18 protein-coding genes are annotated in these 21,692 nt (G+C 63.0%); 12 read left to right on the top strand and 6 right to left on the bottom strand.

The features are described from left to right. Positions 1-7 precede the first annotated feature (7 nt). The 4 genes from VM94_RS23145 (at position 8) to VM94_RS23130 (ending at position 5,524) form a co-directional block, all read left to right on the top strand. Positions 8-2,389 (top strand): aldehyde dehydrogenase family protein, encoded by a 2,382-nt coding sequence (locus VM94_RS23145; protein WP_409929559.1) that lies wholly within the window; start codon positions 8-10, stop codon positions 2,387-2,389. A gap of 76 nt (positions 2,390-2,465) precedes the next feature. Continuing rightward, positions 2,466-3,788 carry a thymidine phosphorylase gene (gene deoA / locus VM94_RS23140; RefSeq protein WP_046685479.1) on the top strand — a complete coding sequence of 441 codons (1,323 nt, stop codon included), beginning with the start codon at positions 2,466-2,468 and terminating at the stop codon, positions 3,786-3,788. 106 nt (positions 3,789-3,894) lie between these two features. Beyond that, positions 3,895-4,302 (top strand): cytidine deaminase, encoded by a 408-nt coding sequence (locus tag VM94_RS23135; protein ID WP_034754695.1) that lies wholly within the window; start codon positions 3,895-3,897, stop codon positions 4,300-4,302. Positions 4,303-4,306: 4 nt separating this feature from the next. Next, positions 4,307-5,524 (top strand): nucleoside deaminase, encoded by a 1,218-nt coding sequence (locus VM94_RS23130; RefSeq protein WP_185982141.1) that lies wholly within the window; start codon positions 4,307-4,309, stop codon positions 5,522-5,524. Here the strand turns inward: VM94_RS23130 and VM94_RS23125 are convergent. The 4 genes from VM94_RS23125 to VM94_RS23110 all read right to left on the bottom strand — a co-directional run bounded on the left by VM94_RS23125 (position 5,521) and on the right by VM94_RS23110 (position 8,173). After that, positions 5,521-6,684 carry a dipeptidase gene (locus VM94_RS23125; protein WP_138828919.1) on the bottom strand — a complete coding sequence of 388 codons (1,164 nt, stop codon included), beginning with the start codon at positions 6,682-6,684 and terminating at the stop codon, positions 5,521-5,523. The genes VM94_RS23130 and VM94_RS23125 overlap by 4 nt on opposite strands. Positions 6,685-6,695: 11 nt before the next feature. Continuing rightward, complete coding sequence (locus VM94_RS23120) at positions 6,696-7,118, bottom strand: VOC family protein (RefSeq protein WP_034754561.1); 423 nt, start codon at positions 7,116-7,118, stop codon at positions 6,696-6,698. A gap of 160 nt (positions 7,119-7,278) precedes the next feature. Further along, positions 7,279-7,548 (bottom strand): hypothetical protein, encoded by a 270-nt coding sequence (locus VM94_RS23115; protein WP_046685477.1) that lies wholly within the window; start codon positions 7,546-7,548, stop codon positions 7,279-7,281. Between the two features lie 142 nt (positions 7,549-7,690). Next, a complete protein-coding gene (locus VM94_RS23110) occupies positions 7,691-8,173 on the bottom strand; it encodes a hypothetical protein (protein WP_046685476.1) in 483 nt (160 codons plus the stop codon). Positions 8,174-8,483: 310 nt separating this feature from the next. Here VM94_RS23110 and VM94_RS23105 point away from each other — a divergent pair, with 310 nt between their 5' ends. After that, positions 8,484-9,419 (top strand): choice-of-anchor A family protein, encoded by a 936-nt coding sequence (locus tag VM94_RS23105; protein ID WP_046685659.1) that lies wholly within the window; start codon positions 8,484-8,486, stop codon positions 9,417-9,419. A 27-nt stretch (positions 9,420-9,446) separates the two neighbouring features. On the opposite strand, the gene VM94_RS23100 is transcribed toward VM94_RS23105, so the two are convergent. Both VM94_RS23100 and VM94_RS23095 read right to left on the bottom strand, forming a co-directional pair. Then, a complete protein-coding gene (locus VM94_RS23100; protein ID WP_046685475.1) occupies positions 9,447-10,130 on the bottom strand; it encodes a TetR/AcrR family transcriptional regulator in 684 nt (227 codons plus the stop codon). Between the two features lie 10 nt (positions 10,131-10,140). Beyond that, on the bottom strand, positions 10,141-11,598 hold the full coding sequence (locus VM94_RS23095) for an aminotransferase-like domain-containing protein (protein ID WP_046685474.1): 1,458 nt from the start codon (positions 11,596-11,598) through the stop codon (positions 10,141-10,143). A 199-nt stretch (positions 11,599-11,797) separates the two neighbouring features. Here VM94_RS23095 and VM94_RS23090 point away from each other — a divergent pair, with 199 nt between their 5' ends. From VM94_RS23090 to VM94_RS23060, 7 genes are all read left to right on the top strand, one after another. Next, positions 11,798-13,114, top strand: a complete 1,317-nt coding sequence (locus VM94_RS23090; protein WP_046685473.1) for an aspartate aminotransferase family protein — start codon at positions 11,798-11,800, stop codon at positions 13,112-13,114. A gap of 118 nt (positions 13,115-13,232) precedes the next feature. Further along, positions 13,233-14,735, top strand: coding sequence for a CoA-acylating methylmalonate-semialdehyde dehydrogenase (locus VM94_RS23085; RefSeq protein ID WP_046685472.1), 1,503 nt, complete (start codon positions 13,233-13,235; stop codon positions 14,733-14,735). 46 nt (positions 14,736-14,781) lie between these two features. Next, positions 14,782-16,149: an NAD(P)-dependent oxidoreductase gene (locus VM94_RS23080; protein WP_046685471.1), complete on the top strand. Its 1,368-nt coding sequence runs from the start codon at positions 14,782-14,784 to the stop codon at positions 16,147-16,149. Further along, positions 16,149-17,429 carry an NAD-dependent dihydropyrimidine dehydrogenase subunit PreA gene (gene preA / locus VM94_RS23075; protein WP_046685470.1) on the top strand — a complete coding sequence of 427 codons (1,281 nt, stop codon included), beginning with the start codon at positions 16,149-16,151 and terminating at the stop codon, positions 17,427-17,429. Before VM94_RS23080 ends, preA begins: the two co-directional genes overlap by 1 nt. 122 nt (positions 17,430-17,551) lie before the next feature. Continuing rightward, complete coding sequence (locus VM94_RS23070) at positions 17,552-19,036, top strand: NCS1 family nucleobase:cation symporter-1 (RefSeq protein ID WP_046685469.1); 1,485 nt, start codon at positions 17,552-17,554, stop codon at positions 19,034-19,036. Positions 19,037-19,053: 17 nt separating this feature from the next. Further along, a complete protein-coding gene (hydA, locus tag VM94_RS23065) occupies positions 19,054-20,445 on the top strand; it encodes a dihydropyrimidinase (RefSeq protein WP_046685468.1) in 1,392 nt (463 codons plus the stop codon). A 10-nt stretch (positions 20,446-20,455) separates the two neighbouring features. Continuing rightward, positions 20,456-21,691, top strand: coding sequence for a Zn-dependent hydrolase (locus VM94_RS23060; RefSeq protein WP_046685467.1), 1,236 nt, complete (start codon positions 20,456-20,458; stop codon positions 21,689-21,691). Position 21,692: the final 1 nt, after the last annotated feature.

The raw sequence follows: 21,692 nt of genomic DNA, 5'->3' as shown, positions 1-21,692 counted from the left end.
AATCGTCATGCCAACAATTAACGAGATTCTCAATACTATGGACTACGGCCCTGCTCCCGAAAGTCAAAAAGAAGCGCAGGCGTGGCTCGATGGCCACCAGCGCACATTCGGTTTGTTCATCGACAATGCCTGGAGCGCGCCGGCGGAGCTGTTCGCCTCGACCAACCCTGCCGACGGCACGCAGTTGGCCGAACTGACGCAAGCCACTGACGCCGACGTGGAGCGGGCCGTCGAAGCGGCGCGCCGCGCGCTGCCTGTATGGCAGGGCATGGGCGGTCACGGCCGCGCGAAAGTCATGTACGCGCTGGCCCGTTTGCTGCAAAAGCACTCGCGCCTGTTCGCCGTGCTGGAAACCCTGGACAACGGCAAGACCATCCGCGAAACGCGCGATATCGACTTGCCGCTGGCTGCGCGTCACTTCTATCATCACGCCGGCTGGGCGCAGCTGCAGTCGGAAGAATTCGCCGACTACCGCGCCGTGGGCGTGGTGGGCCAGATCGTGCCCTGGAATTTCCCGCTGCTGATGCTGTCGTGGAAAATCGCCCCGGCCCTGGCGGCCGGTAACACGGTCGTCTTCAAGCCGGCTGAATTCACGTCGCTGACCGCCATGCTGTTCGCCGAATTGTGCGTGCAGGCCGGCGTGCCGGCTGGCGTCGTCAACATCGTCACCGGCGACGGCAGAGTGGGCTCGGCCATCGTCAACCATCCTGGCGTCGACAAGATCGCGTTTACGGGGTCCACGGAAGTGGGCCGCCTCATTCGTGAAGCGACGGCCGGCAGCGGCAAGAAGCTGTCCCTCGAACTGGGCGGCAAGTCGCCGTTCATCGTCTTTGAAGACGCGGACCTCGATGGCGCCGTGGAAGGCTTGGTCGACTCGATCTGGTTCAACCAGGGGCAAGTGTGCTGCGCCGGTTCGCGCCTGCTGGTGCAGGAGTCCATCCAGGAGCGCTTCCTGAACAAGGTGCGCGCCCGCATGGAAAACCTGCGCCTCGGCTCGCCGCTGGACAAATCGATGGACGTGGGCGCGCTGGTCGATCCCGTGCAACGCCAGCGCATCGCCGCGCTCGTCGATTCGGCCCGCGCCGAAGGCTGCGACGTGTGGCAACCGGCGTGCGAATTGCCGGCCGACGGTTCGTGGTTCCCGCCGACCCTGATCACGGGCGCGTCGACCTCGGCCGCCGTGGCGCAGGCTGAAATCTTCGGTCCCGTGCTGGTGGCGATGAGCTTCCGCACGCCGCCCGAAGCGGTGCAGCTGGCGAACAACACGGTGTACGGCCTGGCCGCCAGCGTGTGGACCGAGTCGATCAGCCTGGCCCTCGATATCGCTCCCGCCATCAAGGCTGGCGTGGTGTGGATCAACAGCGCCAACCAGTTCGATGCGGCGTGCGGCTTCGGCGGCTACCGCGAATCGGGCTTCGGCCGTGAAGGCGGCCGCGAAGGCATGCTGGAATACATGACGGCCCTGGCCGAAGATGCGCGTCCGGCCTTGCCGGTGGTGGAAGCGAAAGCCAAGGCCAACGTGAAGCCGGCGCCAGCCGATCCGTTCGCCATCGACCGCACGGCCAAGATGTACATCGGCGGCAAGCAGGCGCGCCCTGACAGCGCCTACAGCGCGCCCGTATTTGGCGCGAATGGCGCCCTGCTGGCCGAAGTGGGCGTGGGCAGCCGCAAGGACATCCGCAACGCCGTCGAAGCGGCCCATAAAGCGTCTGGCTGGACCAGCGCCACGGCGCACAACCGCGCGCAAGTGCTGTACTACATCGCCGAAAACCTGGCAGCGCGCGCCGACGAATTCGCTGCCCGCATCGCCGCCATGACGGGCAGTAAAAATCCCGAGAAGGAAGTGCAGGCATCGATCGAACGCCTGTTCTACTACGCCGCCTGGGCCGACAAATACGATGGCCTGGCGCACCAGCCGCCAGCCAAGGGCATCACCGTGGCGCTGAACGAAGCGGTCGGCGTGATCGGCATCGTCTGCCCGAATGAAGCGCCATTGCTCGGCTTCATTTCGCTCGTGGCGCCGGCAATCGCGCTGGGCAACCGCGTGGTGGTGGTGCCATCGGAAGCGCATCCGCTCTCCGCGCTGGACCTGTACCAGGTGTTCGATACGTCCGACTTGCCGGGTGGCGTCGTCAACATCATCAGCGGCAACGCCGATGAACTGGCGCGCACGCTGGCCACGCACGCCGATATCGACGCCGTCTGGCGCCATGACGGCTCGGCGGAAGGTTGCGCGGAAGTCGAGCGCCTGTCGGCCGGCACTCTGAAACGCACCTGGGTCGGTGGCGCCAAGGGCCGCGACTGGTACAGCGCCGCGCAAAGCGGTGGCCGCGCCGTGCTGGCGCATGCGTCGCAAGTGAAAAACGTGTGGATTCCTTACGGCGTCTGATAGCTAACTAGCGTTGCAAAGCTGGGGTCAGAACCGTAGGGACTGACCCCAAATTTATTATGATCGGAGTTAATTCATGTTTTTAACCCAGGAAATCATTCGCAAGAAGCGCGACAAGGGCGTATTGAGCGCCGAGGAAATCCAGTTTTTCGTGCGTGGCATCACTGACGGCAGCGTCAGCGAAGGCCAGATCGCGGCGCTGGGCATGGCTGTCTATTTCAACGACATGAACATGGACGAGCGCGTGGCGTTCACCCTGGCCATGCGCGATTCCGGCCACGTGCTGGACTGGCGTTCGCTGAATCTGCCTGGCCCCATCGTCGACAAGCATTCGACGGGCGGCGTGGGCGACGTGGTCTCCCTGCTGCTGGGCCCCATGGTCGCCGCGTGCGGCGGCTACGTGCCGATGATCTCGGGCCGCGGCCTGGGCCACACGGGCGGCACGCTCGACAAGTTCGACGCCATTCCAGGCTATTGCACGGTGCCGGACAATGCACTGTTCCGCAAGGTGGTGCAGGATATCGGCGTGGCCATCATCGGCCAGACGGCGCAGCTGGCGCCGGCCGACAAGCGCTTCTACAGCATCCGCGACGTCACCGCCACGGTGGAATCGGTGGCCATGATCACCGGCTCCATCCTGTCGAAGAAACTGTCGGCCGGCCTGGACGCGCTGGTGATGGACGTGAAAGTGGGCACGGGCGCCTTCATGCCGACCTATGACAAATCGGTGGAGCTGGCCGAGAGCATCGTCACCGTCGGCAATGGCGCGGGCATGCAGACGTCGGCCATTCTGACGGACATGAACGAGTCGCTGGCGCCGTACGCGGGCAATGCGCTGGAAGTGCGCGGCGCCATGGATTACCTGACGGGCCGTTCGCGTCCCGCGCGCCTGCATGAAGTGACCCTGGCGCTGTGCGCCGAGATGCTGGTGCTGGGCGGCCTGGCCGCCACCGAAGAGGAGGCGCGCGTGAAATTGACGGCGGCCCTCGATTCGGGTGAAGCGGCCGAACGATTCTCTCGCATGGTTTCCGCCTTGGGCGGCCCGGCCGACTTGGTCGAACATCCGGACAAGCACCTGGAAACAGCGCCATTCATCGTGCCTGCGCCAGCGCTGTCGGCCGGTTTTGCCAACGTGCGCGATTGCCGCGCCATCGGCCTGGCCGTCGTGGCCCTGGGCGGTGGCCGCCGCCGTCCGACGGACAGCATCGACTTCGCCGTCGGCCTGACGGACCTGGTGGGTCTGGGCGAGCAAGTGGCCGTGGGCCAGCCGCTGGCCATGGTGCACGCGCGCACGGAAGCGGCGGCGCAGCAAGCCGTCAGGGAAATCCAGGAAGCGTATGCCATCAGCGCGGTGGCGTTGACGGCCAATCCCGTGATTTACCGTACCATTCGTCCGTAGTTTACAACTGGGGTCAGACCCCCGTCTGCGATGGCGCCGAGCTATGCGTTGGCGGTGTTGAGGGGCTGACCCCGGCCTTAATGATTTCAAAGGTATGACAGAAAAAATGAACAACCAAGAACTGATCGCCGAAGCCAATGCCGGCCGTGAGCTGGCCTACGCGCCATACTCGCGTTTCAAGGTAGGCGCGGCGCTGCTGTGCAAGGATGGCCGCGTCTTCCGTGGCTGTAACGTGGAAAACGCTGCGTATGGCCTGTGCAACTGCGCCGAGCGCACGGCGTTTTTCAGCGCCATCGCGCATGGCTGCAAACCGGGCGACTTCGCCAAGCTGGCGGTGACGGGCGACACGGCTGAACCGATCTCTCCATGCGGCGCCTGCCGCCAGGTGATATTCGAGATGGGCGGCGCCGATTTGCCGGTCATCCTGACGAACCTGAAAAACGATGTCATGGAAGTGACGGCGGGCTGGCTGCTGCCGCACGGCTTCGGCAATTCCGACCTGGACATGAAGTAACAGGATCCGCTTGAACAAGACGATAGACATCCAGGCCGCCGTGGCGATTGCCGCGGCCGAAGCCATGGCGGCCAAGACGCAGGGCACGTTCGGCGTGGGCGGCGTGCTGCTCGACGGCGCCGGCAACGTGCTGCAATCGATGCACAACAACGTCGTGCGCCAGGGCCTGGTGTTCGACCCCACGGCGCATGGCGAGCGCCAGCTGGTGGACTGGTACTTCGCCGAGCGTGCCAAGGGCGTGCCCTTGCCGCCGCCGGGGGAACTGACCATCGTCACCTCGCTCGACCCGTGCTGCATGTGCACGGGGGCGATTCTGGCGGCCGGTTTTAACGTGGTGGTGGCCGCGCCCGACGTCAAGGCCGGCATCAATTACGATGGCAGCGCCACGTTCACGGCCTTGCCGGCGCCGCTGCGGGCGCAGGCCGGCCGCAGCTTTTGCTACCCGGCCGTGCGCGGCGCAACCGAATATGCGCGCCTGCCTTCCGGCCCCGCACCCAAATCTTTTTTCATCGGCAAGAGCATCCACGAGGCGACGCAGGCACTGTGTTCGCTCGTGTTCGAGTCGACATCGGCGCAGGTGATGCAGCTGCTGAACGCGGGCGACGACGTGCCCCTGCGCGATCCCGCCACCTTGCCGTCCGAGCATGCCGTGGTGCGCGCCCTGCGCCGCCGCTATCCGGACGCCCTGACTTACCGTTGTGAACCGCATGCGCCCGATGCGGGCCTGGCGCCCTTCCTGCAGGCGGCCATGGAGCAGGATGTGCGCGATGGCGGGCAGGGCGACGCTGCCGCCTTGCTCGACTCCTTCGGCAACCTGCTGCTATGCATGCCGGGAAAATTGTCGCAATCGGTCATCCGCACGCCGTTCATGGAATGCACGCGCCAGTACGCGCAATTGCGCTATGAATTGATGGCTGGCGCCCAGCCCGCGCTGCAGGAAGACATCAAGAGCTATCTGGGCCATTCCAAGCACGGCACCTTCGTGCTGGCCATCGGCCCGGACGACGGCGCCGCCAGTTTCATGACCCTGGGCGCCTACGGCTCCACGATGGAGGGAGCGCTGCCGGAGAATAATCCTGCGCAGTTCCAGTACGTGCGTCCGGCCATGGAGGAAGACGCGCTGCTGGCGCTGTGCGAGTCGATGCCGCCGCTGTACCGCAAGCTGATACGCATCCGGCCGCGCCAGGTGACGAGCCAGGACTTGATCAGCGCCTTGGCTTAGGCGTCATCGTCCGGCAGGTTTTGCAGCAAGAAATCGCGCACGTTTTCACCGGCCACGCGGCGGATCTGCGCTTCCGACAGGCCCGCGTCGAGCAGCGCCTGCGTCAAGCGCGGCAAGCCCGTCGCATCGATGGCCGTGGTGACGGCGCCATCGAAGTCCGAACCATAGGCCACGTGTTCGGCGCCGATCAGTTTGACCGTGTACTTGATGGCGCGCGCGATGGACGCCACGTCCTTGCCGCAGACGGCCGTATTCCAGAAACCGATGCCCACCAGGCCACCTTGGGCCGCGATGCGTTTCAGTTGTCCGTCGCTCAGGTTGCGACCGTTGGCGCACGTGCCGCGCACGCCCGTGTGCGACACCATCACGGGGCGTTTCGCCATCGTCAGCACGTCGTCGATGGTGGCCGGCGACGCGTGCGCCAGGTCGACGATCATCTTGCGCTGCTCCATGGCGCGCAGCCATTGCTTGCCCAGCGGCGTCAAGCCGCCTTTCCTCAAGCCATGCTGGGAGCCGGAGATTTCCGTGTCGAAGAAATGCGTGGGCGCGGCCATGCGGTAGCCGGCCCGGTACAAGGTATCGAGATTGTCCAGCTTGCCTTCCAGCGCATGCGCGCCTTCCAGAGTCAGCCAGCCGGCCAGCAAGGCTGGGTCTTTTTCGCGCGCGGCGATGAAGCTGCGCAACTGGGCGCGGCTGCCGATGACGCGGACCTTGCCATCGCTCCTGGCCGCTTGCTGGCGCAGCTCGTCGGCCTGGTAGGTGGCGCGCGCCAGCAGGCTGTTCCAAGTGGCGGGCGGCAAGCCTTGCGCCACCACGAGCGCCGTGATGTTGTCCGTGTCGCTGCCATTGCGTTCGATATTCATCTTGCGCGGCGTCTTGGTGACGACGGAAAAGGCTTGCAGCGCCACGTTGGCGCGCTGCAGGCGAGGGAAGTCGACATGCCCGCGCTGGCTGTCGCGGTTCAGGTTGCGTTGCCACAGCAGGCTGTCCGCGTGCAGGTCGGCGATCCACAGGCTCTGGTGCAGGGCCACAGTGGCTGCCGATGGCGCCTTGCCGGACGGGGGATGGATGCGGTTGAGGTGTTCGTCGACGAGGACGGGAGCGGACAGGAAACCGCCGATCAGCGCAAGGCTGGCGGCGGTGAGGGTGCTGATAATCATTGTTCTCCGTTTTACCATGGATCGTAGGTACCCAGGCTCCAGATATGGCCTTCCGGGTCGCGGCAGGTAAAGCCCCGTCCGCCGTAATCTTCATCCTTGATGTCGAGCACGATCTCGGCGCCGGCTTCGCGCGCGCTGCGGTAGACGGCATCGGCATCGCTGACGACCAGGTAGCAGCTTTGCGTGTTGGCGCCGCCGATGTCGCCAGGCAGTTTCATCAGGCGGCCATAGTCGCTGTCGATGGCGGGCGCCACCATGACCATGCCATTGCCAAAGCTCAGCTGCGCATGAGCGACGCCACCGTTGCCGTCAGGCACGATCAATTGTTTTTCAAAACCGAGCGCCTTGCATAGCCACTCGATGGCGGCGGGCGCGTCGCGATAGCGCAGGCAGGGAATGGTCGTCGCTGCTGTCGCTTTTGCTGTCGTGGTCATCAGAAAACTCCTATGGCTATGGGGGAGTAGCTTCGATCATGGATACTGCGTGGCGTTCCGTATTAAGACCATCCCGTGGGATGGGTTTGACGCCCGTCAGTGCTGCTCCCGTCCATAGTGCCATAGAACCATCATTGCACTCTTGCCACGACGCAAATTTTTATTGCGGCGACTGCTGCGAGCCCGAGGCTTTCTCGTCTGTACCGGCATCGTCGCTGTTGCTTGCCCATTTCAGCAGCATGACGAGGGCAAACAGCATGATGGCCAGCGGCAAGATGGTGATCACGAACGCCAGGCCCAGGCAGCACGCCAGCAGCATGGGCCAGGGCATGGCGCGCAAGGCAGCCATGCCCTGGCGCGTGTAAGCGCACAGCTCGTTCCAGAAAGCGCTGAAGGAAGTGCTGCCCGGTGCCGAATTGATGTCTTTCATGCTGTTCTCCTGTCGTGTGGTTGCCGCTGCCGTATGCATGCTGGCGATGAAGCCACTATAGGCAAAACGGTGCTGCCAGGTATCGCGTATGCGACGAATGGCAGGAATGACGGACCGAACGGCCATAGACAGGGACAAGCGGTTAGTCGAACACCTTGAGTTTCAGCTGGAAACTGAGGGCGCCATACAGGCGGTCCTTGTAGGACGGCACGATGGCGATGTTCACGCCCACGCGCTGGTATTCATAGCTGATGGTGGGGACCAGGGCCGGGAACCAGCCGCCATCGCGCATCTTCGGATAGCCGCTGAAGCCGCCAACGACGGCGCCGATGCGCAGCGGGCCCACCTTGATCGGCTGGTAGTACACGCCCAGGTAGTTCGAGTAGGCGCGGTCGCTATTGTAGAAGCGGCCAGCCGTGACCGAGGCGACCGTGGAAAAGCGGTATTCGGCGCCCAGGCCCGGATTGCTGTCGTTCAGGTCTTTGTCGCGCTGAAAGTGATACGAATAAAAGCCCGCGTTGAGCCAGGTTTCGCTGAGGGGCTGGTTGTCGATCATGTTAAACACATCGGCGTGCGCGCCGCAGGCATATGCCAGCATCAGTGCGCCTAGGGACAATCGTTTCATGCGTGCTTCATCCTTATGATTTCGTACTCTGTGGGCCGGCCTGGTCTGGCGCTGCCGCGATCGTATCACCAAGTTGGCTGCGCTTCTAAGCAATATTGAAAGTGCAGAACAGACAGCTGTTTGCCCGTCTGTTCAAAGCGTCATCCGGATGGTTTGAACGTTCCCCGGGCAGCGATAGAGGAATGATTTCAATTATGCAATTATGTTTGCATTATTGTTACAAAAGTTGTTGATTTGCGACATATCAAAGTCGATGGATATGATATTCTGGCGTCAAGTTAATTTTCTTTTTGGAAATAAAATGTCAATCATGCCTAAATCATCATTCGTTCTCGTTCTGTCGGCCGTGTTCGCCGCCGGCGCCGCGCAAGCCGGTGTTGTCGATTTGGGCATCGGTGGCGCCAATTTGTATTCCTTGAGCAACTTCAGCGCGTCCGGCAGCGATGTCGAAGGCGGCGTGCTGGTGGCCGGTAATTTGACGGCATCGAACTATTCGGTCAATGACAAGAACAAGGACGCCTACGTCACGCACGGCAATACGGGCTATGCGCTGGTGGTCGGCGGCAACCTGAACTACAGCTCCGGTTCGATCAAGAACGGCAATTACTTTGTGGGCGGCAGCACGACGACGAGCAGCGTGGGCCTGAACACGGCGAACAAGACGACGGCGTCGCCCGTATCGTTTGCCTCCACCTCGGCACAGCTGAAAAATACGTCGACCTCGCTGGCCAAAGTGGCGGCCACGGGCAGCAACTCCGTGGCTTACGGCGGCATGACCCTGAAGGGTGGCACGGGCAGCGTGCAAGTGTTCGACCTGACTTCCGCAGCCCTGGGTGGGGTGAACAACTTCAAGTTCAGCAACCTGCACACGAACGACACCCTGATCCTCAATATCAGCGGCACGAATGTGAACCTGTCCGGCGGCTATGGCGATTTCAGCAAATACAATGTGCTGTACAACTTCTATGAAGCGAAGACGATCACCTTGAACGGCGTGGGCCTGTACGGCAGCGTCCTGGCGCCGCTGGCGACCCTGGCCGGCGGCAATGGCCAGATCAATGGCAGCGTGGTGGTGGGTAACTGGGCCTCGAACATCCAGGTCAACGCCAACCATTATTTCAACGCCACCAACGTGGCCGGTTATGTGTCGGCCGTGCCGGAACCGGAAACCTATGCGATGCTGCTGGCCGGCCTGGGCCTGGTTGGCTTCATGGCGCGCCGCCGCAAGAGCAAGACGGCAGCGTAACGTTTGCGCTGTTCAGGAAACCGCCTTTCAAGGCGGTTTTTTTTCGCCTGCCGGCGGCATGGACACGGCCGCCAGCACCATGTGCGCGATCAGGGTTTCCGCATCCTCGTAATCCTTGCGCGTGAGCTGCTTGCGTTCCAGCACCAGGGCCATCTGCGCTGAAAAATCCGCATACGATTGCGTCATGGCCCAGATGGCGAACATCAGGTGCGTGGCGTTGACGGGCGCGATCCTGCCGGCCGCGATCCACGCTTCGAAGACGGCGATATCCTTGCGCAGCAGGGGCACGACTCTTTCGCGTATCTGCGCGCCGTACAGGGGAGCGCCATTGATCACTTCCAGCGCATACACGCGCGAAGCCCATGGCTGTTCGCGCGAAAAGCGCAGCTTGGCGCCGATATACGCGCGCAGCACGTCGCGCGGCTCGTCGTGTGCATTGGCCAGCATGTCCATGCGCGCCAGCCAGTCGTCGAGCACGTCGTCGAGCACGCGCTGGTACAGCAGCTGCTTGGACGGGAAGTAATACATCAGGTTCTGCTTCGACAGGCCGGCCCGCTCGGCGATGGTGGCGATCGATGCACCTTCATAGCCGCTTTCCGCGAACACGCGCACGGCTTGCTCGAGGATGTCCGCTTCCAGACGGTCGCGGTTTTGCAGGCGCCGGCCGCCGGCATTTTTCACGGAAAGGGCAGGGGATTTGTCGCTGGCCATGGCGGGTTCTTTAGCGTGGGCGGATCGATTGCAGGAATGCCTGCAGCACGGGGGTATCGGTGTAGGCCACGTTGAAGCGGAACCACACCGTCTCGGGCGCGCGCAGCATGAAAAAATCGTTCGGCGACAGCAGGATGCCCGCCTTCAAGGCCATGTCGGCGATGATCTTGCCATTCCATTCCGGCGTCTGCACGTCGGGCCAGCCGGCGCTGACGAACATGCCGCCGCGGGGCCGCGCCACGGGCGCCATGCCCGCCTGCGCCAGGCAGTCGATACTGCGCTCGCGGGCTGCATCGAGTTGCGCCACCAGCCGTTCCACCATGCGCTTGTAGGGCCGCGCGGAGATGGCGTGGTAGACGGCGCGCTCGTTGATTTCCGACGTCGTCAGCCCCGCCAGCATTTTTACGCGCACCAGTTCCGCCACCAGCGATGGCGAGGCGCAGATCGAGCCCACGCGCAGCACGGGCGACAAGGTCTTGGAAAAACTGCCCACGCGGATCACGCGGCGCAAGCCGTCCATGGCCGCCAGCGATGCGTCGCCGCGCGCCGCCAGTTCGCGGTAGATATCGTCTTCCACCAGCCAGAAATCGAATTGCTCGGCCAGTGCCAGCAGGCGGTGCGTCTGCGCCTGGCTCAAGGATGTGCCGAGCGGATTTTGCAGCACCGTGTTGACGAACATCAGTTTTGGCTGCGTGCGCGCGGCCTCGCTGGCCAGCGCATCGAGCTCGAGACCCGCCTCGCCGCGCGCAATGCCCACGGGTATGCAGCCGTGGTGGCGTATCAGCGACTGCAGATTGCTGTAGCCGGGATCTTCCACCAGCACCGTGTCGCCCGGCTTGGTCAGGCTGCGCAGGATCAGATCGAATGCATGCGTGGCGCCGTGCGTCAGCAAGACCTGGTCCGGCTCCACCTGGAACAGCTCTTCCGACAGGCTGCTGGCCAGGTGCTGGCGCAGCGAGGGAAAACCGAGCGGGTGGCCATAGCCGCGCAGCCGGCTGGCGGGTATGCGCATGGCCTGGCGCACGGCGTCGAGCACGGTCGCCTCGCCATACATCTCGGGCGGCAGCCAGCCCGCACCCACGGGCAGGGCGTCGGACACGCCCGAATACAGATCGGGCGTGAGGGCGTCGATGGCGGTGGGACTCGCGTGTACGGTGCTTTGTGGCGTAGCGGCGATATCGTGGCGCGCGACGAAATAGCCGGAACCGCGGCGCGACGACAGCAAGCCGAGGTTGACCAGGCGGTCATACGATTCGACGACGGTAAACGTCGACACGCCATTGCAGCGGGCGAACTGGCGCACGGACGGCATGCGCGTGCCGATGCGCAGGGCGCGGCTGCCCACCATGACGCTGATGGCGATGACGATCTGCTCGACCAGGCCGCCCTTCTTCTGGCGGTCGATGTCCAGCACGGGCCAGCCACTGGCTTGCTCGGGGGCATCGTCTGTGCTGTCGCTGTGCTTCACGGTGGCTCCTTATGCTGCCTTGCACAAAACTGTAGTGGTTTTTCGACCTGTACGGTTGGGATACTTTGCCGTTTGTGTATCTGTGCCATTGGGGATGGCCTGTCTATTATTACATCAGCTTTTTGCCAACTGGTAAATTATTTTACGCATCGTCAAAAACGATCCTGGCCCCGCGCCAGCCCATCCCAAGGAGAAGGTCATGAACGAAACAAGGCCGGAATCGATGTCGGCATTCTGGATGCCGTTTACGAATAACCGTGATTTCAAGGCCAACCCGCGCTTGCTGGTGTCGGCCGAAGGCATGTACTACAAGGACGTCGATGGCAATGCCATCCTCGATGGCACGGCCGGCCTGTGGTGCGTGCCGTGCGGCCATGCGCAGCCGAAAATCGTCGGCGCCATCCGCGAGATGGTGGGCCAGCTGGACTTCGCGCCCACCTTCCAGATGGGCCATCCGGCCGCCTTCGACCTGGCGGAAAAACTGATGGATTACACGGGGCATAAATTTGGCCACGTGTTCTATACGAACTCCGGTTCCGAAGCCGTCGACACGGCATTGAAGATCGCGCTGGCTTATCACCGGGCGCGCGGCGAGGGTGCACGGACCCGATTGATCGGCCGCGAACGCGGTTACCACGGCGTGGGCTTCGGCGGCATTTCCGTGGGCGGCATCGGCGGCAACCGCAAGACCTTCGGCCCCTTGCTGCCGGGCGTGGATCACCTGCCGCACACGCATAACCTGGACAAGAACGCCTATACGGTGGGCGAGCCCGAATACGGCACCCACCTGGCCGATGAACTGGAACGCATCGTCGCCCTGCACGACGCCTCGACGATTGCCGCCGTCATCGTCGAACCGGTGGCCGGTTCCACGGGCGTGCTGATCCCGCCGAAAGGCTACCTGAAACGCTTGCGCGAACTGTGCACCAAGCACGGCATCCTCCTGATTTTCGACGAAGTGATCACGGGCTTCGGCCGCATGACGACGCCGTTCGCGGCCGATTATTTCGACGTCGAGCCGGACCTGATGACGACGGCCAAGGGGCTGACCAACGGCATGGTGCCGATGGGCGCCGTGTTCAGCAAAAAGTATATCCACGACGCCTTCATGGACGCGCCGGCCGGCATCGAACTGTTCCACGGCTACACGTATTCCGGCCACCCGCTCGCTTGCGCCGCCTCGCTGGCGACACTGCAAGTGTTCGAGGAACAGGACATCCTCGGCCACGCGAAAGCGATGCAGGCGTATTGGAGCGACGCCGTGCATTCCCTGAAAGGCTTGCCGCACGTGATCGACCTGCGCAGCATCGGCCTGATCGCAGGCATCGAACTCGACCCCATCGCCGGCAAACCGGGCACGCGCGCCTTCAACGCCTTCAAGCAGGCCTTCGCCGACGGCGTGCTGATACGCACGACGGGCGACATCATCGCCCTGTCGCCGCCGCTGGTGCTGGAAAAACAGCATGTCGACGAGCTGTTTGGCAAGCTGGCCAAGGTACTCAAAAATCTCGATTGAACGGCAAACCCAAACAAAACCCGGGGTCAGACCCCCTCATCCATTAGCGTCGACTTTTGCGTTAGCGGCATTGAGGGTCTGACCCCAGCCTCTGCCCTTGGGGTTAAAAAGGAACACCATGACTGATCTCGACACCATCACCCATTACATCAACGGCGCCAAAGTCGACACCCAAAGTGGCCGCTACGGCGACGTTTACAACCCCGCCCTGGGCGAACCCGTCGCCCGGGTCGCGCTGGGTACCGTGGAAGACGTGGATGCAGCCGTGCAGGCAGCGGCCGACGCCTTTCCTTCCTGGTCCGCCACGCCGCCATTGACGCGTGCCCGTGTCCTGTTCCGCTACCTGCAGCTGTGCCAGCAGCACACGGACGAATTTGCTGCCATGCTCACGCGCGAACATGGCAAGACCTTTGCCGATGCGCAGGGCGAAGTGGCGCGCGGCATCGAAATGGTGGAATTTGCCGTCGGTATTCCGCAACTGCTGAAGGGCGAATTCACGGACCAGATTTCGCGCGGCATCGACGCCTGGTCCATGCGCCAGGCGCTGGGCGTAGTAGCCGGCATCACGCCATTCAACTTCCCCGTGATGGTGCCGATGTGGATGTTCCCCGTCGCCATCGCCTGCGGCAATACCTTTGTCTTGAAACCATCCGAGCGCGATCCGTCCGCGTCCCTGCTGCACGCGAAACTGCTGAAAGAAGCGGGCTTGCCCGACGGCGTCTTCAACGTGGTGCAGGGAGATAAAGTGACGGTCGACGCCTTGCTCGACCATCCCGTGGTGCAGGCGATCAGCTTTGTCGGTTCCACGCCGATCGCGGAATACATCTATGCGCGCGGCAGCGCCAGCGGCAAGCGCGTGCAAGCGCTGGGCGGCGCGAAAAATCACATGGTGGTGATGCCCGACGCGGATATGGACATGACGGTCGACGCGCTGATCGGCGCGGCCTACGGTTCTGCGGGCGAACGCTGCATGGCCATCTCCGTGGTGGTGGCAGTGGGCGACGCGGGCGACAAATTGATCGATGCACTGGCAACGCGCACGGCCGCACTGAAAGTGCGCGACGGCATGGAAGATGGTGCGGAAATGGGACCGGTCGTGTCCTTGGCAGCCAAGCAGCGCATCGAAAAACTCATCGCCTCGGGCATGGAGCAGGGGGCGACTCTGGTCGTCGATGGCCGCAACCACGTGGTGCCGGGCCGCGAGAACGGCTTCTTTGTCGGCGGTACTTTGTTCGACCACGTCACGCGCGACATGAACATCTACAAGGAAGAAATTTTCGGCCCCGTGCTGTGCGTGCTGCGCTGTCCTGACGTGGTTCACGCGGTGGAACTGATCAACGCCAACGAGTATGGCAACGGCGTGGCCATCTACACGCGCGATGGCGGCGTGGCGCGCGAATTCGTGCGCCAGATCCAGGTCGGCATGGTGGGCGTCAATATCCCCTTGCCCGTGCCGATGGCCTTCAACAGTTTCGGCGGCTGGAAGCGCAGCATGTTCGGCGACCACCACGCGTATGGGCCCGAAGGCGTGCGTTTCTACACGCGCCACAAGGCCGTGATGCAGCGCTGGCCGAACACGGCAAGCGCTGGTGTGGAATTTGCTTTTCCCCAGATGAAGTAAAGGTTTCAAATCACAAGCCGGCCGCACATAACAAGAGGAATACGCGATGATCGAGTCTTTGAACTATTTGCCCCATCCCGCCCTGCCCAACGAGGAACTGGCGGGCCATTTCACGGACCTGGCGCCGCCGCTCACGGCACGCCAGGCGGCCATCGAAAGCGCCCGCTGCCTGTATTGCTACGACGCGCCGTGCAGCCGTATCTGCCCGTCCGAAATCGACGTGGCCAGCTTCATCCGCAATATCCACGACAAGAACATCAACGGCGCCGCCGCCGGCATCCTGAAACAGAACATCCTGGGCGGCAGCTGCGCCAGAGTCTGCCCGACGGAAATCCTGTGCGAAGACGTCTGCGTGCGCAACCACGACGCCGAAGGCCAGCCCGTCAAGATCGGCCTCTTGCAGCGCTACGCCGTCGACCACATGCACTTTGCCAGCCACCCGTTCAAGCGGGCGGCCGCCACGGGCAAGACGATTGCCATTGTCGGCGCAGGGCCGGCCGGTTTGTCGTGCGCGCACCGCCTGGCCATGCTGGGCCACGACGTGGTGATCTTCGAGAAGGAAGACAAGGCGGGCGGCTTGAATGAATACGGCATCGCCAAGTACAAGCTGACGGACGATTTTGCGCAAAAGGAAATCGACTTCCTGCTGGATATCGGCGGCATCGAGATCCGATGTCGCCAGGCGCTGGGCGAGAACCTGCAACTGCGCGACCTGCACGCGCAGTATGACGCCGTGTTCCTGGGACTGGGCCTGGGCGCCAGCCGCAAGCTGGGCTTGACGGGCGAAGATGCGCCAGGTCTCCTGGCCGCCGTCGATTATATTAGCGCGCTGCGCCAGGCGGACGACCTGGCCGCGCTGCCAGTGCCGAAACGGGCGATCGTGATTGGCGCCGGCAATACGGCCATCGACATGGCCGTGCAGATACAGCGCTTGGGCGCCGAGGAAGTCACCCTCGTCTACCGGCGCGGTTTCGACGCTATGACGGCCACCCACCATGAACAGGAGATCGCCAAGGCGAATCAGGTGCGCATGCTGACGTGGGCCCAGCCGCAGCAGGTACTGCTCGACGCTGCCGGCAAGGTGGCGGGCATGCGTTTCGAAAAAACCGCCATGCAGGGCACGCGCCTAGCGGGAACGGGCGAAACGTTCGACGTGGCGGCCGACGCCATCTTCAAGGCCATCGGCCAGAGCCTCGACACGGAAGTGCTGCATGACCCGATGGCGTCGCTGCTGAAACGCGAAGGCGACAAGATCGCCGTCGATGCGGGTTTTCGCACCGTGCTGCCGGGGATTTACGCGGGCGGCGATTGCGTGGCGCCGGGACAGGACTTGACGGTGCAAGCCGTCCAGCATGGCAAGCTGGCCGCACTGGCCATCCATTCCGATTTGTTCAATAAAGTGGAGGCTGCATAATGGCTGATCTCAGCATCGAATTTTGCGGCATCAAGGCGCCGAATCCCTTCTGGCTGGCGTCCGCACCGCCGACCGACAAGGCCTACAACGTGGTGCGCGCCTTCGAGGCGGGGTGGGGTGGCGTCGTGTGGAAAACGCTCGGCGAAGACCCTGCCGCCGTCAACGTCTCGTCGCGTTATTCCGCCTTGTACGGCAAGAACCGCGAAGTGGTCGGCTTCAACAACATCGAGCTGATCACCGACCGCTCTTTGGAAATCAACCTGCGCGAAATCACGCAGGTGAAAAAGGACTGGCCTGACCGCGCCATGATCGTCTCCCTGATGCTGCCGTGCGAAGAACACTACTGGGCCGACATCCTGCCCAAGGTCGAGGCGACAGGGGCGGATGGCATCGAACTCAATTTCGGTTGCCCGCATGGCATGCCGGAGCGGGGCATGGGCGCGGCCGTGGGCCAGGTGCCCGAATATGTGCAGATGGTCACCGCCTGGTGCAAAAAGCACAGCAAGCTGCCCGTCATCGTCAAGCTCACGCCCAACATCACGGACGTGCGCATGCCGGCGCGCGCGGCCAAGGCGGGCGGCGCGGATGCCGTCTCGCTGATCAACACCATCAACTCGATCACCTCGCTGGACCTGGACCGCATGGTGGCCTTGCCCATCGTCGGCGGCGCCAGCACGCACGGCGGCTATTGCGGCTCCGCCGTCAAGCCGATCGCCCTGAACATGGTGGCGGAAATCGCCCGCGATCCGCAGACGCATGGCTTGCCCATTTCCGGCATCGGCGGCATCGGCAACTGGCGCGACGCGGCCGAATTCATTGCCCTGGGCGCCGGCTGCGTGCAGGTGTGCACGGCCGCCATGCTGCATGGTTTCCGCATCGTCGAAGAGATGAAGGATGGCCTGTCGCGCTGGATGGATGAGAAGGGCTATGCACGCATCAGCGACTTTTCCGGCAAGGCCGTGGCCAACACGACGGACTGGAAATACCTGGACATGAATTACCAGGTCATCGCGCAGATCAACCAGGACGACTGCATCAAATGCGGCAAGTGCTACGTGGCCTGCGAAGACACGTCGCACCAGTCGATCGCGCAACTGATCGACGCGGCCGGCACGCGTACCTATGAAGTGATCAAGGACGAATGCGTGGGTTGCAACCTGTGCGAAATCACCTGTCCGGTGCAGGGCTGCATCACGATGGTGCCGCAGACAACGGGCAAGCCATACATGAACTGGACGCAGGATCCACGCAACCCTCGGGCATTGGCGGAGACGGCATAGGGCACGGTTATTGCGTGCGTTTTATTTGTAAACAGCGGCCGGCCTTTGCGGTAAGCTAGATTGACTTAAATGTCGTGCCGTTTCTATAAAACCGATCCCCTCCCAACCGATGGAGCATACCTGTGAACCACGACTATTCAGGCAACACGCAACTCTGGAATGAAGACCTGGCGCCCACCACGGCGGCGCAGCGCACTTGGCGCTGGTATCACTTCGCCGCGCTGTGGGTGGGCATGGTGATGTGCATTCCCGCCTACACCCTGTCGGCCAGCCTGATCGACAGCGGCATGTCCGGTTACCAGGCTGTGCTCACGGTATTTCTCGCCAACGCCATCGTGCTCTTGCCGATGCTGCTGATCGGCCATGCTGGCACCAAGTATGGTATCCCGTACGCGGTGCTGGCGCGCGCCTCGTTCGGCACCATGGGCGCGCGTCTGCCCGCCCTGATGCGCGCCATCGTCGCCTGCGGCTGGTACGGCATCCAGACCTGGTTCGGCGGGCAGATGATCTACACTCTGATGGGCGTGCTGGTGGGCCATGAACTGGGCGGCGAGAAGATCGCGGGCCTGGGCATCAACGGCAGCCAGCTGCTGTGCTTCCTGGCTTTTTGGGCCATCCAGTTCTATTACATCCTGCACGGCATGGAATCGATCCGCAAACTCGAAACCTATACGGCGCCGCTGAAAATCCTCATCTGCTTCGTGCTGCTGTACTGGGTGCACAGCAAGGCGGGCGGCGTGGCCAGCCTGCTGGACCAGCCATCGCAGTTTATCCCCGGCGGTAAAAAAGCGGGCCAGTTCTGGAGCGTCTTCTGGCCATCGTTGACGGCCATGGTGGGTTTCTGGGCCACCCTGGCATTGAATATCCCCGACTTCACGCGCTTTGCCAAGACGCAGCGCGACCAGGTGATTGGCCAGTCGATCGGCTTGCCGGTGCCCATGGGCCTCCTGGCCATGCTGGCCGTGATCGTCACGGCAGGTTCCGTCGTCATGTACGGCAAGGCCATCTGGGACCCCGTCGACCTGGCCAGCCGCATGACGGGCGCCGCCGTGCTGATCGCCCTGATCATCCTCTTGATCGACACGGTCAGCGTCAATCTGGCGGCCAACCTGGTGGGTCCCGCGTACGATTTTTCCTCGCTGGCGCCGAAGCAGATTTCGTACAAGATGGGTGGCTACATCACGGCCTTCATCGCCATCGTCATGATGCCGTGGAAGGTGCTCGAATCGACGCAAGGCTATATCTTCACGTGGCTGATCGGCTACTCGGCCCTGCTGGGACCCATCGCCGGCATCCTCATCGTCGACTATTATTTTGTGCGCAAGACGCAGCTGGACGTCAAACAGCTGTACCGCGACGACGGCGTCTACTCGTATGGCAATGGCTGGAACATGGCGGCCCTGATCGCCTTTGTCATCGCCGTGCTGCCGAACATCCCCGGTTTTTTGAACGCGGCCTTTCCCGCGGCGTTTCCCGGCGTGGGCGAAGGCTTTAAAACCATCTACACCTACGCCTGGTTCGTGGGCGTGGCCATCGCCGCCGTCGTGTACGGCGTCATGATGAAGGGCAAGGCCGTGGCGCACGTGCAGCAGGCGCCGCAGTCGTAATCACTCAAGGAGACAAGATGACTACACTGATACGTGGCGGTACCGTCGTCAACGCCGACCGCGCGTTTCGCGCCGATGTGCTGATCGAGGGCGCCATCATCGCCGCCGTCGGCGAGAATTTGGCCGTACCGGCAGGGGCTACCGTGATCGATGCGGGCGGCCTGTACGTGATGCCGGGCGGGATCGACACGCACACGCACATGAATCTGCCCTTCATGGGCACTGTGACGTCGGACGATTTTTTCACGGGCACGGCGGCGGGTCTGGCGGGCGGCACCACCACCATCATGGACTTCGTCATTCCGGCGCCGAAGCAATCCTTGATCGAGGCCTATCACCAGTGGCGCGAGTGGTCGGCCAAGGCGGCTGGCGACTATACCTTCCACGTGGCGATCACCTGGTGGAGCGAGCAGGTACATGCAGAGATGGGAGTGCTGGTGCGCGAGCATGGCGTGAACAGCTTCAAGCATTTCATGGCCTATAAAAACGCCATCATGGCCGACGATGAAACCCTCGTGAAAAGCTTTACCCGGTCGCTGGAGTTGGGTGCCCTTCCTACTGTGCATGCGGAAAACGGCGAGCTGGTCTACCAGCTGCAGCAGGACCTGCTGAAAAAAGGCATCACGGGACCACAGGCCCATCCCCTGTCGCGCCCACCGGCCGTGGAAGCGGAAGCGGCCAACCGCGCCATCGCCATTGCCAACGTCTTGAATACCCCCGTGTACATCGTGCACGTCTCGTGCGCCGAGTCGCTCGACGCCATCACGCGGGCGCGCGCCAACGGCCAGCGCGTGTATGGCGAAGCGCTGGCGGGCCACCTGGTGATCGATGACAGCGTCTATCAGAGCGATGATTTCGATTACGTGGCGGGCCACGTCATGAGCCCGCCGTTTCGCGGCAAGCACCATCAATCGGCCCTGTGGCACGGTCTGCAAAGCGGCAACCTGCATACGACGGCCACCGACCACTGCACCTTCTGCGTCGAGCAGAAGGCGGCCGGCAAGGACGACTTCACGCGCATTCCGAACGGCTGCGGCGGCGTCGAGGAACGCATGGCCGTCGTGTGGGACGCTGGCGTCAATTCCGGCATGCTCACGCCGTCCGAATTCGTCAAGGTCAGTTCCACCAATGCGGCGCAGATCTTCAATATGTATCCGCGCAAGGGCCTCATCGCCGTCGGCAGCGACGCCGACATCGTGCTGTGGGACCCGCATGGCACGCGCACCATTTCCGCCGTCACGCAGTTTGCCAAGGGAGGCTTCAATGTCTTCGAAGGGCGCACCGTGCGCGGCATCCCCAGCACCACGATTGCCGCCGGCAAGGTGGTGTTCCACCAGGGTGAACTGATGGCCGTCGAAGGTGCAGGGCGCTATATCGAGCGGCCCGCCTTTTCTGCCACCACCGCATAAGGAGTTGACGATGGATGCATTGCGTATCAATGGCGAACGATTGTGGGCGGCCCTGATGGAGCTGGCGCAGATCGGCGCGACGGCGAAGGGTGGCGTCAAGCGCCTGGCCCTGACGGACCTGGACAAACAGGGACGCGACCTGGTGGTGGGTTGGGGACGCGAAGCTGGCATGAGCATCACCATCGACCAGATCGGCAACGTCTTCATGCGCCGCGACGGCGTGGACAATACCTTGCCGCCCGTGATGACGGGCAGCCATATCGACACGCAACCGACTGGCGGCAAGTTCGATGGCAATTATGGCGTGCTGGCGGGCCTGGAAGTGGTGCGCACCCTGAACGACTTGAAAATCAAGACGCAGGCGCCCATCGAAGTGGCCTTCTGGACCAACGAGGAAGGCTCGCGCTTCGTGCCCGTGATGATGGGTTCCGGCGTATTTTGCGGCGCCTTCTCGCTCGAAACCGCGTATGCGGCGAAAGACACGGAAGGAAAAACCGTGGGCGAGGAGCTGGCGCGCATCGGGTACAAGGGCGAGCAGGTTCCGGGCGACCATCCGATCGGCGCCTACTTTGAAACGCATATCGAACAGGGGCCCGTGCTGGAAGACGCCGATAAAGTCATCGGCGTCGTGCCGGCCGTGATGGGCTTGTCGTGGTACGACTGCGTGGTGACGGGCATGGAAGCGCATGCGGGTCCCACGCCCATGGGACTGCGCAAGGATGCGCTGCAGGTGGCCACCACCATCATGCAGGAAGTCGTCGCCATTGCCAACCGCTATCCTCCGTATGGGCGCGGCACGGTGGGCATGGTGCAGGTGTTCCCGAACAGCCGCAACGTGATCCCCGGCGAGGTGAAATTCAGCATCGACCTGCGCAACGTGAACGACGAACTGCTCAACACCATGCATGGCGAGATCACGGCCTTTATCGATGCCACGCGCGAAAAAACAGGCTTGAGCATTTCACTGGAAAGGGTGTCCTACTACCCGCCATGCCCGTTCCACCCCGACTGCGTGGGCGCCGTGCGCAACGCCACGGAAAAACTCGGCTACTCGGTGATGGACGTGGTCTCCGGCGCCGGCCACGACGCCATCTACGCGGCCCGGCTGGCGCCGGCCGGCATGATCTTCGTGCCGTGCAAGGACGGCATCAGCCACAATGAAATCGAAGACGCCAAGCCCGAGCACCTGGAAGCGGGCTGTAACGTGCTGCTGCACGCGATGCTGGAGCGGGCCGTGGCGGTATAGC

Origin of the sequence: Janthinobacterium sp. KBS0711 (genome assembly GCF_000988085.1) — a bacterium.
GTDB lineage: Bacteria > Pseudomonadota > Gammaproteobacteria > Burkholderiales > Burkholderiaceae_D > Janthinobacterium > Janthinobacterium lividum_E.
The sequence above is the reverse complement of the archived record's forward strand: the minus strand, read 5'-3'. Positions and strand labels throughout refer to the sequence as shown.